This is a genomic window from Haladaptatus sp. HS23, from assembly GCF_056892285.1.
In genome coordinates, this window is record NZ_JBXGLH010000017.1 from 21,019 (window position 1) to 36,236 (window position 15,218).

Annotated in this window: 15 protein-coding genes; 8 read left to right on the top strand and 7 right to left on the bottom strand. The window is 51.9% G+C overall.

All coding sequences use genetic code 11. The features are described from left to right. The first annotated feature begins 5 nt into the window (after window positions 1-5). Entirely contained in the window at window positions 6-890 is an 885-nt protein-coding gene (locus AC1XDK_RS26655; RefSeq protein WP_483353047.1) for a halocarboxylic acid dehydrogenase DehI family protein, read from the top strand. A 119-nt stretch (window positions 891-1,009) separates the two neighbouring features. Here AC1XDK_RS26655 and AC1XDK_RS26660 read toward each other — a convergent pair whose 3' ends face one another. Both AC1XDK_RS26660 and AC1XDK_RS26665 read right to left on the bottom strand, forming a co-directional pair. Then, window positions 1,010-1,417 (bottom strand): nuclear transport factor 2 family protein, encoded by a 408-nt coding sequence (locus AC1XDK_RS26660; protein WP_483353048.1) that lies wholly within the window; start codon window positions 1,415-1,417, stop codon window positions 1,010-1,012. Between the two features lie 603 nt (window positions 1,418-2,020). Further along, window positions 2,021-2,173 (bottom strand): hypothetical protein, encoded by a 153-nt coding sequence (locus AC1XDK_RS26665; protein ID WP_483353049.1) that lies wholly within the window; start codon window positions 2,171-2,173, stop codon window positions 2,021-2,023. A 290-nt stretch (window positions 2,174-2,463) separates the two neighbouring features. Here AC1XDK_RS26665 and AC1XDK_RS26670 point away from each other — a divergent pair, with 290 nt between their 5' ends. The 3 genes from AC1XDK_RS26670 to AC1XDK_RS26680 all read left to right on the top strand — a co-directional run bounded on the left by AC1XDK_RS26670 (window position 2,464) and on the right by AC1XDK_RS26680 (window position 5,416). Then, a complete protein-coding gene (locus AC1XDK_RS26670) occupies window positions 2,464-2,616 on the top strand; it encodes a hypothetical protein (protein WP_483353050.1) in 153 nt (50 codons plus the stop codon). A gap of 404 nt (window positions 2,617-3,020) precedes the next feature. Beyond that, a complete protein-coding gene (locus AC1XDK_RS26675; RefSeq protein ID WP_483353051.1) occupies window positions 3,021-3,287 on the top strand; it encodes a hypothetical protein in 267 nt (88 codons plus the stop codon). 1,289 nt (window positions 3,288-4,576) lie between these two features. Then, window positions 4,577-5,416, top strand: a complete 840-nt coding sequence (locus AC1XDK_RS26680; protein WP_483353052.1) for a carboxylate--amine ligase — start codon at window positions 4,577-4,579, stop codon at window positions 5,414-5,416. Window positions 5,417-5,423: 7 nt separating this feature from the next. On the opposite strand, the gene AC1XDK_RS26685 is transcribed toward AC1XDK_RS26680, so the two are convergent. Both AC1XDK_RS26685 and AC1XDK_RS26690 read right to left on the bottom strand, forming a co-directional pair. Beyond that, window positions 5,424-7,325 (bottom strand): asparagine synthase-related protein, encoded by a 1,902-nt coding sequence (locus AC1XDK_RS26685; protein WP_483353053.1) that lies wholly within the window; start codon window positions 7,323-7,325, stop codon window positions 5,424-5,426. 450 nt (window positions 7,326-7,775) lie between these two features. Further along, window positions 7,776-8,213, bottom strand: a complete 438-nt coding sequence (locus AC1XDK_RS26690) for an SWIM zinc finger family protein (RefSeq protein WP_483353054.1) — start codon at window positions 8,211-8,213, stop codon at window positions 7,776-7,778. Window positions 8,214-8,432: 219 nt separating this feature from the next. Here AC1XDK_RS26690 and AC1XDK_RS26695 point away from each other — a divergent pair, with 219 nt between their 5' ends. Beyond that, window positions 8,433-8,627, top strand: coding sequence for a hypothetical protein (locus AC1XDK_RS26695; RefSeq protein ID WP_483353055.1), 195 nt, complete (start codon window positions 8,433-8,435; stop codon window positions 8,625-8,627). 757 nt (window positions 8,628-9,384) lie between these two features. On the opposite strand, the gene ilvC is transcribed toward AC1XDK_RS26695, so the two are convergent. Continuing rightward, on the bottom strand, window positions 9,385-10,410 hold the full coding sequence (gene ilvC, locus AC1XDK_RS26700) for a ketol-acid reductoisomerase (protein WP_483353056.1): 1,026 nt from the start codon (window positions 10,408-10,410) through the stop codon (window positions 9,385-9,387). Window positions 10,411-10,953: 543 nt separating this feature from the next. Between ilvC and prf1 the strand changes: the two genes are divergently transcribed. Next, window positions 10,954-12,030, top strand: coding sequence for a peptide chain release factor aRF-1 (gene prf1, locus AC1XDK_RS26705; RefSeq protein WP_483353057.1), 1,077 nt, complete (start codon window positions 10,954-10,956; stop codon window positions 12,028-12,030). A gap of 31 nt (window positions 12,031-12,061) precedes the next feature. Here the strand turns inward: prf1 and AC1XDK_RS26710 are convergent, their stop codons facing one another. Then, window positions 12,062-12,196 (bottom strand): hypothetical protein, encoded by a 135-nt coding sequence (locus AC1XDK_RS26710; RefSeq protein ID WP_483353058.1) that lies wholly within the window; start codon window positions 12,194-12,196, stop codon window positions 12,062-12,064. Between the two features lie 132 nt (window positions 12,197-12,328). On the opposite strand from AC1XDK_RS26710, the gene AC1XDK_RS26715 reads away from it, so the two are divergent. Then, window positions 12,329-12,733 carry a type II toxin-antitoxin system death-on-curing family toxin gene (locus tag AC1XDK_RS26715; protein ID WP_483353059.1) on the top strand — a complete coding sequence of 135 codons (405 nt, stop codon included), beginning with the start codon at window positions 12,329-12,331 and terminating at the stop codon, window positions 12,731-12,733. A 5-nt stretch (window positions 12,734-12,738) separates the two neighbouring features. Beyond that, window positions 12,739-12,927, top strand: a complete 189-nt coding sequence (locus AC1XDK_RS26720; protein ID WP_483353060.1) for a hypothetical protein — start codon at window positions 12,739-12,741, stop codon at window positions 12,925-12,927. A 917-nt stretch (window positions 12,928-13,844) separates the two neighbouring features. Here AC1XDK_RS26720 and AC1XDK_RS26725 read toward each other — a convergent pair. Then, window positions 13,845-14,999, bottom strand: coding sequence for an NAD(P)/FAD-dependent oxidoreductase (locus AC1XDK_RS26725; RefSeq protein WP_483353061.1), 1,155 nt, complete (start codon window positions 14,997-14,999; stop codon window positions 13,845-13,847). Window positions 15,000-15,218: the final 219 nt, after the last annotated feature.

A 15,218-nucleotide genomic window follows, 5' to 3' on the forward strand; every position in this document is an offset into this window, starting at 1 on the left:
CGACCATGAATACGACTGACCAAATCCACGAAATTGAGGCGACAGGCTGGCAGCGCGGTATCTACGACGACATCAAACGGACCTTCCGTGCGCCGTTTATCAACTGGATTTTCCGGACGACAATGGCCAACTATCCCACATTCCTTCGCTACGCGTGGGGGCAGTTGAAGCCCGTTTTCGATACGCGCGCATTTGCCCGATTTTCCGTCGAATACCGCGATGGGATTCTCTCGACGGTCGAGAAGTCGGCCGACCTTCCAGTGTATCGCTGTGAAGAGATCGACATCGTTCCATCGGAATACCGAGAACTCTGCGGCCAACTCGCAACGTTCGATATCGTTGCCCCTCGACTCGCTGTTTTGTTTGAAGTGATGGATCGGACGCTTCACGACAACCCTATTGGTGAAAATCCGAACACAAATCGAGAGACGACGGCACCCTCCCCGAACTGGCTTGACGGTAACCGAGGTATCTCACCGACGATGATCGGCTTCGACGAAATCCCTGACGAATTGGACGACACGATCTCGGGAATTCAGGCGTTCCACGGATTCGATAGCGGTCTACCGAGCATCTACCGGTGTCTCGCCCAATGGCCAGCACTGCTCAACCCGCTGTGGTTCAATCTTGAACCGATTCTGAAATCGGATACCTTTGATCGTGCTTGTGAGGTGGCGAACGAACGAGTCTCTGAGCACGTCAACTCTATTCCGTATCGTCCACGGTTGACCCCTGACGGTCTTCGCCACGTTGGATTCGATACCACGACCATCGAGGATCTCAGAGGGCTGTTCCATGAGTTTAATCAGGGTGCTGTTGCAACCGTAGTTCCTGCACTGCCCCTGTACGCTACAGCCGTCGACGCGACGGGCATTCGTCGCTTTCCATAATTGCCATTTTCGCTCGGAGGATGAGGCTTTCTTCTTCAATAAGCTACCAATTGCCAACTGATTATGTGGGGATAATCATCTCGTCTCAAATACAAGGGATGGGCTACTCTGTGCCCCGATTACACCTCGTACGTCTTCTGCCAGAGGACTGTGTCTAAGTAGTCGATGAACCGGGTCATCCGACCGTCTTCCAGTTCACAGACGTGCGCAAAGGGAACAGCAAGGGGCTTGCCCGACGTTCTGTGCATTCCATGGAAGGTACCGAGGACAACGATCGTGTCACCGCCGTCGATGAATTTGTTGGTGTCGACCTGAAAATCCTCGAAGTCCTCGAGACAGGGGGTAAAAACGTTCTCTAGGACTTCCTCTGGACCGTGGTACGTTCCACCGTAGATGTCGCCCTCAGGCTCAGTCCACTCGATATCCTCGTCCATTGTGGCCATCGGAGTGTCGATGTCACCCTCGTTGAACGCGTCGTAGACGCCCTGCACGAGTTCGACGTTGCTTTTAGCCGCAGTGCTCGCCATGGTTCTTCACCAAGTCGTATGTACGTCGCCCAAAAGCATATGGGTAGATATGTGCTAGCATACCACTCCTGCGATTTGACACCGTTCTCATTTCATCAAACAGACTATCATACTCTACAATCCTCGTTGAGGCGGTGTATCGTGAAATGGACTCAAAGATCCTGTTTTGTAGTGGCTTGTGTTCGCGCTGGGTCGAGCAGTGTCATTGGTACGAGGGGTACCGTCGATCACTGGGAAAAAACACAGGATCACTCGTCAAGAAAGATCGAGTTGGCAGCAAGCTCCTGTCTCGAGTTCATTCTCCTCGATGTACTGGGCCAAACACGCATAATTACAGAACTTTCCGATAGTGGTCCGCTCTCCGCTTTGTTCTTCGTCGACAAAAACGGGGGAGTGTACATGCACATCACTCCCACAATACGTACAGGCTTCGCTCATATGCTGTGAGAGCGAGCTACAGAAGGAAAAGAGTAGTCTCAACGCGTATGAATCCTAACTGTCTAGCGATCACATATCAGGGTCGTAGAAATAGAGACTGAAGCGGTGGTTCGTTCGGCAGTTCCGTCCGTCCTGTTCTCACGCATGGCCAACACGGGAATCCATTCAGGCCGTCACAGTCGCAGTCTTCGGGTTCGGCCTCTTTGTCGTCCTCCGAAGGAATGCGTCAAGCGTCCCGTCGTCAGTCGCGTTGTCGACGGCGTCCATGTGCTTGCAGAACGCGTTGCGGTGGACGTGGTGCGGGCAGGTGCACGCCATCAGTTCCTCGGTCACATCGTCGATGGAGACTGTATACTGATGGTCTGCGGGGTCTCGTGGCTCTCGTTGGTGACTGTTACGAGTCCGGAGGCATCGACGTCGAAGGAAAATTGTTCGGCCTGTGTGCGGTTCTGTGCTGTCTCGGCAGCGCCAGAATCTTTCGGCAGATTCGTTCGCAGATCTAATCAGAGTGATAGCGTCTGCCCGGTGATGGAGATGCAACTGACAACTTGAGAAATTGTAGAAATTTGTTGGAGAAAATTTATTAGTAGAAAATGAGTTGTGAATGTATGGACGGAACTGGTGGAGATGGAATGGACAGGATGGATGGAGACCCGACAGGCTCTGGGACTCCAGTCCTCAAGTCCGATTCAATCAAGGCAATGGTAGTACTTCTTGGCATTCTCGTCGTCTTCTTTCTCCTTATGTATTTTCTTGGGTAGCACTTCACCACTACACACCAATCATAGCTAATGGGTAGAGGGACCAACTGGCGACAAGATTCTTGCAGCGATATGCGAATCAACGTTCTGTCTGTGATCGCTCGGTGAGCAGTGGAGTCAGTTGAGAGAATGGTCGTGCAGATTGTCTTTGGTTCGAATAGTAGCACAAAGCATTTACCGGTCTCCATTAAGCCACAGATTGCGGCGCGGTTGCCAATGACTCCCTGAATCGGTCTCGTGGGTTTGGCGCCATCACTCCCGATCCACACGCTCTCCCCTCGCCACCCTTCCTTCCTTCCTTCCTGTTCGCACGCGTGCCCTGCGTCACGAGCAAGGAGACGATACTTACATCTTCTCAACGACTGACCAGAAGAATTTTAATTTGACAAACATAGTAGTGTGGTATGAACCGATTCTATCTCTTTTACGTCTCTACGCTGATTGGCGGCGTAGCGCTAGGTATCCCTGCATTGATATCTGTGATCACTGGTGAGCAAAGTATTCCACTAGTACTTCAAGCAGTAGGTGGATGTGGTATGGCAGTTGGAGCAATCTATGAGGTTTTCTGCAAAGATCCAGCAGAGTTCACTGTGGGAAAGTATACGGTTTGGACAGTCGTTCTTGCAGCCCTGCTGATTATCCTCAGCGGCGCTATTCGGTTAGTAAGCTAGCGGTTAGAGTGAACGCGATGAGCAGGGCCGATTTGCGGAGCAAACGAGTAATGACGATAATTCCAGATGAATAGATGGTCGGGGAAGAATCGTCTATGAAAATGATAGTATGGGTTCATTCAATCGATCGGCAGTCGGTTGTTTTTGCAGTCATTTAATCGTCGAAAGTTATTAGCCAAATGATAGTCTGGGTCAAGAAGTGAAGAAAACCATTCTCGAACCAGGTCCAGGACAGATCGAGTCAGAAAAATCGACGAACCACCAAGCGCTCTGGCTGTGGCAATCCATCACTCGGACCATATCCAATTGGAAATCTCAGGGACAGGATGGACGAGGGGCGATCTAGAGGCACAGACACGGAATATCTTCGAGCTGTTTGAGCGATTCGTTTCAGAGTTTGAAGGCGATATGCGGAGTATTGTTCGAAACCGGATCCACATTCGAGAACCACATCTGACAGCCAAGAATCGGCGTCTCATTCATGAGATCCGGGGCGATTTTTTACTCGGCCGAACTATCCCGCGAGTACGTTCGTTGAGGTTTCTAACTTAGCACACGAGGACGCTTTAGTCGAGATGAAGCTGATGCAGTAGTTCCTACTGGTGGATGGGAAACAGAAGTTCAAATGGACGGTTGAGAACAGATTATCTAATTCCGACCAGTGTTGGGTCCTTTGATTGAACTACGATACACAGTATTTTGATGGAGTAATTGCCTTCCTCTGGTATGAACGTCCAACTACTCGAAGCGACCCAGAATCCAGAGGAACTTATCTGTCGTAGTGTGCGAAACGATTCACTCTGCGGCGGATGTTGATCGGCCATCGATGCCCTCAAGAATTCGTCCTAGGGGGACAAAAGACAGATTGGAGAGCCTCTCTTTTCCTATACCGGATGAATACCATGAGAACGACTAACGAAGCGGTGGGGAGAGACGAACCAAAGGGGGTTGTGATACCCGCTTCACGGTATCCACATGGGTATGCATCCGTTCGATCACTTAGCCGGGCAAACATACGAACGATCGTCGCAGTCGCAGATGAATACCTTCCGGTTGCCGCATCCCGATTCTGCGACGAAGTCGTACGAGTTCCGCCCTCGTACGAAATACTGGCGTACAAGGACGCACTTCTGGGAATCGCTGCCCGTCCGGACGTGCACACGATTATTCCACATCGTCCACAGGATACATACGTCCTCTCGAAGTATCACGACGAATTCGATCGATACGTTAGCCTCGTCGTCCCGCCACTTGAGACATTGAAGAGAGTACATGATCGAAAGCAGCTGATGGATATTGCAGAGCGCACAGGGGTACCAGTGCCGGAGACACGTCTACTGGACGAAGCCACCGAATGGGAGGTCGATCGGGTCGTCAAATCGCGATACAACCTGCTCGTCGACGAGTACATCGACTCGTATGAGCCATCCGAGTCGTCGATCGTCAAGTCGGTACAGCACGTTCCGTCGAACGAGTCACTCGATATCGCGACAACGTGCGAAGCAATGGACCATGTCCCGATCGTCCAAGAGTACATCGATGGAACGGACGAGTACGTATTCGGTGCGCTCTACGACCACGGTAAACCGCTCGCGACGTTTCAGCATCGACAGATTCGCGGGGATTCGTATACCGGTGGTGGTGGTGTATACCGTGAATCCGTCGAGATTCCGAGCTTAGAAACAGCGGGTCGAGCGATCCTCGATGAACTCGAATGGCATGGGCTCGCGTGTATCGAATACGTCGAAGATGCGACAACTGGTGAATTCAAACTCGTCGAAATCAACCCACGGATGTGGCAATCACTTGCATGTGCGACGGCTGCAGGTGCGGATTTCCCGTTCTGGTACCGGCTTCAGGCGATCGGCAACACCGACTCGATCGAACCGGGATACGAGGTCGGTGTCGGAACGCATTACATGATCGGCGAGCTGGAATACCTCACGAGCATCGTCCGCGACGATTCATCAATCGTTGGTCGTCCACCGCTTTCTGCAGCCATAAAGGAGATTCTGCTTTCGTGTTATGAGATGCCGAACTTCGATTACTTCCACGTAGACGATCCACTCCCAACGGTTCGTATAGCACGATCCGAAATTTCCAAGGGGATCCGACGGCGAATGACATAGTGTCGGGCTATGCACTTTCTTCCGCTGCACCGGGCGAAAAGGAGTGCATTTGATTCATCATCGTCGCCTGCTTTATCATCGGCATCTCCAACAGGGTAAGAAGCGTGTACAGTTCCGCAGTCCTGTTTTCTCCGTTCTGATGCTTTCGATAGACCGTTTTTACCCCCTTCCAATCCAAGAATGGAAGTGCCTGGATCGTAGGCTTGTGCTTGCGGATGGCATCGATTACGAAGTCTTCGTGGCGAGCAAACCTCGCGTGATCCCGCCACGAATCTTGATTGAGGTGATATTTTGGTGGTTGGTGTCTCGGTAAGTGTTTGCGTCGGAAGCTGGCCACTTGTCGCCCGAGATACTGCACTGGATAAGACCGCGCGATCGGGACATCCGATGATGGATGTGGGATAGCTGCGAGTTCGGGAGCAAGCCGTTGGACGGCCCGATTGATGAGATCGCGTCGGAGGCGGTATCTTTTGGGTATTCGAAGGTGTAAATCTACGAGCCGGTTATCCAAGAAGGGAATGTGAGACGGACACAGCTGGCGGAGGCTATGTAGATTGATTAACTCGGAATCGTTCGAGAGGGGATAGTACGTGCTACAGACGAGCAAGTCGTCCAATGAATCGTAGCGTATGCCGTGGTGATCGATTTTCCCATTATCCTGAACGACATTCGCGGACAGGATTTCATGGAGGTCGTGAGACGTGGTGAGGTATTCCGGCGGCGAAGCGAGCGCCGTCCCGCCCGAAGAAATCCAGTACTCGAGAATATCCGTCAGTGAGCTCATCTCGACGCCGACCGGTAACGTGAGCGTTCCCAATGATCCGAGCGATTGTGAACGGGTTGGAATAGGATAACTTTTGAACAGCGTATCAGCATAGAGGCCGGTGAAGAGCGAATCAACCGACTCGGTGATTTCGTCCGCGAAGGGGGTGAGATAGCCTTGGAAGTAGTAGCCATCGAAATTGGAAAGCGACGCGTTCTTCGGTAACGTTTCCAGATACGTGGTATCCGTTCGGTGGAGGATTCGAAGGTCTGCGTTGCCGATTTCGGCGACCTGTTCGGCGATCCGTGCTTCTCGATTGTTCCACTCAGCGAGATGAAAGGCGGTAAGTTGACGATTTGCGGCAGCTAAAATCAACCGTGAGTCGCTTCCACCACTCAACATGAGACCGGGCTCACGATCCGAGTTCAAACGCTCGTCGATGACGTCCTGGAAAACGTTGATGAACGTTTCGACGAAGTGCTCGAACGGTTTGTCCTCCGGTTGATAGTGAGGGGTCCAGTAGATCTCTGACGTAACTTCGTGAGTGGAGAGGTCGTATGTCGTGACAGATGCCGGAGGAAACTTTTCGATATCACGAAGTGGTGTCTTAGTCCCGAAAACTCTGCGAAGCGTAAGATATTCGAAGAGATATTCGTGATCAAATCGACGGCTGATCTGTGAGAAAGAAGGAAGTAGTTGGATTTGTGTCGAAAACACAAGCGTTCCATCGACTCGGGCGTGAAAAACGGGATGAGTCCCGAATCGGTCGAGAAAAATTGAGACGGTCTCACTAACGTGATCGTAGACGATACCGACGAAATTACCGTTAAGACCAGTAAGGAATTCCCAGCCGAGTCGTTCGTAGAGCGATGCGCAAAACTCAACGCTTGCCATTGAGGATGGACGGGAAGTATATCCGGATTTGTCCTGGAAACCGTACGCTTCACCCAGGAGCCACATTTGGACTTCGCCATCGCGGCACCAAACTGGTTGACTATCGTTTGCCTGTGAGTGAAACGCCATATGAACAGTAGCGGACGTGGTTCTGTAGGTAGAGGTGGTCGATTCTTCCGATCCGTGTAATGAATTCGCAATTTTCGAAGTAGAACCAGAATAGTCACCAAGAATACCGATCAACCCAACCATACAAACGACCCTCCCTCAATTTTATCTTTCCCACTTAGTCGTGTGTAAGCGCCGTCTACTAGAGATAGCATGAAGTCAGAATGCTATCGGAGGTACTTTACTTAATCTTATTGTTACTAATAACACGTGAGCATTCTTTAGACGGGGTACTGAATGATTGAGTAGTACGATCAGGGTTAATCGCTAGATCGTTGCATACTCAAACAGGTCGATACTGACCTGCTATCCGCAGTTACACGTGTCGGGAGGGAACCGCAACCTCGGCAACATGAGGGTCTGCAATACTAGCAAAAACCGTCGTCTCTCACATTGTGTCTGAAAACAGGGATCGAATTCTCCGCACCTGAGTCAGCACTGGGTCAAGTAGGAGTGTCTGTGTCTTGAGAATATTATCGGTTATTTCATACGTGCTTTCCATCAACGCTTGCTGGTCGGTGATATCCGAGACCGTCACTTGGCGTGCCATGGATAACAAGACTGAAGCAATGGTTCGTTCGGCAGTTTCTTTTGCCCCATTCGTACGCACGGCCAGCAGTGGAATCCATTTAGGCCATCATAGTCGCCCTTTGTCGATTCAGTGTCGTTTTCGTTGTCCTCATCAACCGATGGGAACGCGTCGAGCGTCCCGTCGTCGGTTGCGTTTTCGACGGCGGCCATGTGTTTACAGAAGGCGTTGCGGTGGACGTAATGCGGGCAGGTACACGCCATCAGTTCGTGAGTCACATCGTCGATGGAGACTGTGTACTGGTTCTCTGTCGGGTTCTCGTGGCTCTCGTTGGTGACAGTGAGGAGTCCGGGGGCATCGACGTCGAAGGAGAATTGTTCCCACTGTGCGCGTTTCTGTGCCGTCTCGTTAGCTTCAAGGGCTGCGGATTGTTTTGTACTCATGGTCTTTCAGTCCAATTAGGAAGACCAGTGCCGGGTGCTACAACACCCGGCGCGTTTCTACACGCCCGAGGGCACCGTTCTTCCTACGCTAAACTATGCACTAATGCATAGTAAAACTACCGACTTTGCGTTAGTGCATAGAATTAAAGTAGGCAGAGGTGCATAGATTGAACTATGTTGAGTCAGAAATCGCAGGCAATGAGTCGATATCGAGCGATCATGACGGAGACCGATCGAGAGCATATTAGTGGTGAAAGCGACCCCTCGAACCAGCAGCGCGATCAGGCCGTCTATCGGGTGAGTAAGCGGATCACCGAGGAACTCCCGAAGGATATTGCTGTACTTGCCAGGCATCGACCCGACAAGCTCGAAGAACTCCGGGAGATTGTTTGTGAGGAAGTCGACGAAGGGTAGATGGTCGTATCCCATGTGGGCACAGCCATCTGTGACTTCGTCCCCCAGAGTGAGCCCCATTGAAACTGGATAGAGGAACTGAGGGGTAATTATCTACCAATAATAGTAGGAACTATTATTCTTATAGAGCATCTATTTGTCGTCAATGACGAACTTCGAATACCGATCACGGCGAACCCCACTTGGCTTGCTTGTTGGAGCGTGGGCTCTGTGGTCGCTTTTTGAGATTTGGACAAGCGGAATTGATTGGCAGAGTGGTGGCGCTATCGCAACTGTTGGAGCGTTCACAGCAGTCTGTCTCGGGTGTCTCGTGTGGGCTATTGGGGCAACGACTGGTGGTTCTATGGAGCGACCGACTTTGTATCGGCGGCTTATGCAGCTCTTTGGAGTGCTTGGGATCGTGTTTCTTGGTGTACTTGCTCTCGTAGTGCTCTTCTAAAATCGAGTGGTGGTTATCGGGAGGCGTCTTTGTCATTGAATTGCCTTACTGGTGTCTGATTTGACTGCAATATATCCTCCAGAGATTGCTAACACCAACCCCCATCCACGAGCTATTGCATTACTCCAAGACTGATAGTGTCGAACGTGCCTCTGCGTCTCGACCAGGTACTCGATGGTGCAGAGAGTCGTTGAGCATATTTCTTCTACCCACCGCTAAACTTCCACGGCACCAGTGGCTCGTCCGTTCGAGCATTCGCATTTTTATAACGGTACTGCTTCGTACCAACCCATTCTCATCGGCTTCGAGGGGTCGGGTTCACCCTTCGTCTTTCGTTTGGTCTTCGCGCAAGCCTAATACGTCGAGCGTTCCCTGCTCAGCCCGTATCATCTCTGAATCCTCGTACTTCTTCCGGAGGCGTTCGAGCGTCCGATAATCGGCCCGTTGTTCTTCGGTCCACTCGGTTGCGAATGAGCCGTCCTCGATTTGCTGCATACACTCACGCATGTACTCTTGAAGGGGTTCGCGGTCGAAAGCCTCGATTCCCCGCAGTTGACCGTACTGGCTGGTTCGGGAATGGTGTGAGAGTTGCTCGATGATCCCTTGGGTAGCTGCTTTCTGGAAAATGTGGGCCATTTCACGGGAGAGCGACTGTTCGAGCATGATCACTTCTGGCGGAACGCCCGCTTCGAGTTCTACCTCGTATTTACTCATCATAGCGCTTACGAAGACCGGAAACAGTGCTTGTTCGGACATGAGGTCGGTCTTGGTCTCCACCTCGAAGCTGCTTTCGATGACTCCGGACCGTGTCGCACCAATTCCCTTTGCGACCGCGAGTCCCACTCGCTTTGCGTTGCCGGATGGGTTTTGATGGACCGCTAGCAGCGCTGGCGCCCCACGCCCCTCGATGTATAGCTCTCGGACCATCGTTCCGATCATTCGCGGTGCGACCAATATCACATCGAGATCGTCATCAGGGTCGATGAAGCCGTAGGTGACGTTGTAGCCGGAAGCAAAGGTTACTACGTCACCCGTATCGAGGTTGGGTCCTACATCGCTTTCGTACACTTCCGGTGCAACCTCATCCGGAAGAAGCATGAATACGATATCCGCTTTCGATGCAGCTTCCGAGACACGATACACAGGGAATCCGTCTTCTCGAGCGCGGCTCGACGAGTCGTCTTCTCGATTCCCCACGATTATCTCTTTGACACCGGAGTCGCGAAGATTCAGTGCTTGTGCGCGCCCCTGGTTTCCATATCCAAGTATCGCGACTGTTCGGGTTTCGAGGTATGAGAGGTCGGCGTCCGCATCGTCGTAAACAGTAGTGTCTTCCCGTGTCATGGTACAGAATGACAATGTATGCAGGCGTGGATATAACTTCCCACATCTCGTGTTCAAATGCGTCGTCTCACTTCCCCAAGAGAGAGAGAGAGAGAGAGGCTAAGGCTATTACAAGGGGGAGACCGAGGGTACCGCAAGTTAGTTGGTCGTTTGTAGCTACTAGCACTACTGTTACCTGAAACTACGTTTGATTGACCGTGGTGGAAGAGTCAATCCGACCTGACGACGTTGGTCGGGATCTCATCGCTGATCACACAAGTGCGGTGCTTGCTCGTGAATCTGAGATTGAGAATATCTTTGCCTTCGACAGTGACTTTTCGACGATGGGATTCAAGCGAGTGCCAGTCGATACAGACGCGTAATTCTCCAGAATTCTTTTAGCTGAGCGGTCCCTGTATTATGATATGCACTGCTCACATTTGTGCATCAGTACGGTCTTGCAGTCGATGAGCGGCATCTCTCTGTTTTCATAGCTGGTGGCAGAGGTCATTGGATCGACCTCACGGCATCGCCAATCAACTACTCACAAGTCACCAGTATACAATGTCACAAACATACGATCTTCGCGACCAGATCGAGCACCTCGAGTCACTCACCGGCGACGGTACTGAACTCGTCACCGTTACTGTTCCCAACGGCAAGTCGTTGGGATCGATTCGAGAACGAATCGCCCAAGAATACGCGAGTGCTGAGAATATCAAATCCGACCAAACACAACCCCACGTTCAGCAAGCACTCAAGCGTGTCCAGCGAATCCTTCGTCGATACGAAAGGACACCAGAGATGGGACTCGTAGTCTATGCAGGTGTCGTTGATGGAGACCTGATCTCGACTGCTTTCGACGACTTACCCGCTCCAGTTACGGAGTCAACGTACCGATGCGACGATCACTTTGACCTGGCCCCCTTGGTTGAAGCGGTTACCCCGAACGAAACCTTCGGTCTCATAGTCATCGAACGCGGTGGTGCTGCCATTGGACGGCTCATTGGTGAGCGCATTATCCCGATTCGGACATTCGAAAGCCAAGTAATGGGTAAATCCAGGGCAGGTGGACAGTCCGCACAGCGGTTCGAACGTGACCGAGAACGACAAGTCCACGAGTTCTTCCAACAAGTCAGTGACATCGCTACGGATGCATTCATTAGTGACGAGGATATGGTCACTGGGCTCGTCGTTGGAGGAACACTTGCGACTGCGAAGCGGTTCGTCTCCGACGGCTACCTCGATCATCGATTGCATAATCGGCTGCTTGGAACGTACTCGGTTGAGTATGCGACCGTACAAGGGTTAGACCAACTTGTCGAAAAAGCGGACGAGCAACTACTTGATGCCGAACAGCGAGAAGGTCGTGAGCAGCTCGATAAGTTCTATTCGCGGCTTCGAGAAGGTGAGCTGGTTGCATATGGTGCTGAGGAGGTAGAGCGAGCGACCGAGTTCGGTGCGGTTGAGTCCGTACTCATCGCATCGACAGTGCCGCGAGACCAACGAGAAGAGTTGGAAATAGCTGTCGAACAGCAGGGTGGTAGAGGATACGTGATCGACAGTGATACAGAACGTGGATCGCGGTTCGTGAATGCCTTTAGTAGTGTTGGAGCACTACTTCGGTTTCCGGTGAAGTAAGATCGCTTTCTATTATGCAAAGCAGTCATAGTTAGTAGACAGAACCGATGACGATATTTGTCGGGTGATTCGTGAGTTCGAATTTCCGGTGGTGACTGCTCGGTGGGTTGCGGATACGGTCGAGATGGAACGGCGGCCAGTGCATCAGCGGCTCAAGGACTTGCATGAGCGAGGTGAGTTGGAACGTGGGAAATTGAGTCCGCGGGTGGTTGTCTGGTGGATTCCAGAAGAGTAAGATGGATTGCGATGCTCACAAAAGATCCACAGACGAAGACCCCGTTACAACAAATAATGAAGAATGACTAACTTGGAATATCCGGACGCAGAAACCATCCATACGCTTCATGCTGATATCGTTGCAAGCGATGCCGATACAGAATCGGGTGTTCACTCTCCGGACGACGTTGAATCTGCGCTTGAATACATTCGAGGATGCGGGTTTTTCGGACAAGGACCGGAAACAATCCACGAAAAGGCAGCCCATTTGATGCGGTTCTTGGTGGCAAATCATCCCTACGTGGATGGAAATAAGCGAACTGCACTTAACACGGTGGAGCTGTTCTATCTACTGAACGGCTACCACTTTGCGTACGAAGATGAGTCGGTTCGGACTATCCTCAAGGAATTTGCGATCCAAGAACAAGCCGTGAATATCGAACACGTGATCGAGTATTGCCGAACACATACGGTTCCCGAAGACTAAATACCATGACGGACATATTTACTTCTAAGATGAGCTCGTACAGCACGACTGACTTCGAGGCCGAACGTGCCAGTCTCCGGAAGCAACTGCAAGCAGCCGAGACAGCAAAGGAACGCCGTGAAGTGATGCGTGCGATGGCAGCCCTTGAGCGGAAAGAGCATGCTGAGACGTACGAGAAACTCGCAAAAGAGTAGAGAACAGCGAATTCGTAGTTCTTTTTCGGAAAATCACGTCTGAACCCTGCTGTTAGTATTGTCACCACTCAATCGTAGAGTCGTGTGAGACGTTCGCTTATCGTGGTGCTCGTCGGGAAACCTTCTAGGTAAGTACGTTGCCCGACCGACCTTCTCAACACGTCTCCGTCTGCAGATCGAATGCATTCGTTTGTTCTCCGTCTGGAGACTGGTAAACGATCTGTATCGCCTCGAGGATGGCCGTCGCTGACGTGAGTGTTATATTGTATTTGAAGGTGGCTCCACCACAGTCTACTTCATTTGGTGATCGTGAGTTTCCCCACTTGCTCGAAAGAACAATCGTAGCCCTGTCCTCGGTTTGGTTATACTCTAATGATCTTAGAACCATCTCGTGACAACCGGTCGGTGGACGAAACCACCCGATCAATTCTGTTGTCTTTGTCTCACAGTTAGTGGTGACCGAGACTGATTCGTCAGGGGCTGGCATTTGGCCATCAACCACGACCAATTTCGCGGTGAGTCCATTCGTTTCTCCGTTTGATGGCGGTGAAACGGTAGACGGTGTTACGTTGGAGTGCGTTGCCGTCTCTGGTTCTGTTCCATCTGCTTCCCCTGGTTGTGGTCTATCTGCTCCTCGTCCGAGACAGCCTGTAAGACCAGCAGAAAGTCCAGCAAGGACAGTTCGACGGTTCATAATTCGTTATGTTTTGATCACATCATAAGCTTCGTGATGAGTAAAACACCCTTTTGACATACCCAAGAGGTTTGTAGTCGGTATTTGTGGATGGCTCTGACCTCGATTGTCTCCCGAGAACGTCAGTCATATTCAGCACCTGACTCGACTTATTCAGTATAATCCACCCGATTGAATCGGCGACCGTTCTCCTGAATGCGATGTGCTACAAATACTACGGCATTCAATCGTCTTCCCCTTTCCCCCAATGGCTTCGATAGTCAAAATTAGCGGATCGGTCGTCGAACCGATCGAGTCGAAACTGTGCCATCGGGAAGGGTGGTTCCTCTCCGGTGACCAGTGATCGAACGGCACGCCCAGTTACAGGCGAAAGCATAACGCCTCGGCCGTGAAGACCGGTCACGACCGCGAGCCCATCCGGTGCTTCCTGGGGGGTGTCGATGATAGGAAGGCCGTCGGGTGAGGCACAGTCCGCGGTCGGACAACAATCTTCTCGGCGGATCGTTCCCGCAGCAACCCCATCGAGCAGCGGTGCAACGTCCTCAATCACGCCTTTGCGGAACGATTCTTGAACGCACATCGGTGTGCCTTCCGGGTCGTCGAGGAGGTGTTCGTTTCCGCCGACGAGCACGTTACCGTGATCGGTCGTCCGCCAGTATATCCGCATCGTCGGTTCAGAACCCATAGGACAGTCGTCCGGGAGTGGGTTGTCCGGTTCGATGACGACCGCGTTCCACCGGAGCGGCCTCACTGGGAGTTCGACGTGCTCGGCGAGGAGGTCGCGTGTCTTCCATCCAGTTGCGTAGATGACATGGTCGGCGTCGATAACGCCGTACTCTGTCTCAACACCAGTGACCGTACCGTCTTCGACTCGGATATCCGTGACTTCGTGGTCGCGGAAGATACCCGCTCCGTTCCCTTCTGCGGCCCATTTCAACGTCATTGCATAGTCGAGTGCGTCGAGGTAACCGGTACCATCGTAGAGGAGGCCACCCCCGTACGCAGAGAGGTCACCAAACGAGTCCGGGAATCTGCGCTCTAGTGCATCTCGGGTAAGAAACTCTCCACCACCTGGTGCTTGATCGGTGTAGAGGTCGGCGTTTGCCGCAGGAACGAGACGAACCGTCTCCCGTTCTGTGAACGAGAAGACGCCCTGACCGTCCAGGTTGCGAAATTGCGACAAGGCGAACGTTGCCCATTCATCGGGAAACGGTTCAAGCGAAAGCGAAATCATTCCGGACGCTCGAGAGGATGTATCTGCGGCGATACCGCCTTTGTCGAGGACGATAACGTCTTGGTCGGGTGCGAGTTCTCGGGCGATGGCAAGCCCTGAGACACCAGCTCCGACCACGACGACGCGGTTGTTAGTAGTTGACATGGAGACTATTTAGACACTCGAAGAGATGGCACAAAACGCTACGGGTTACTGAGTAGCTTACAATAAAGTCACCGACAGTGGTAGACGACTGTCGATACAGTACTTCGCGTATACACGGTGCTTAGTCACCTGGAAGAATATCCAATTCGTTTGATGAAGAGACGACGAAATTGCTGATCGTGAGCCAGACCGAAAGTGAATACATATAGCGTTAGTATA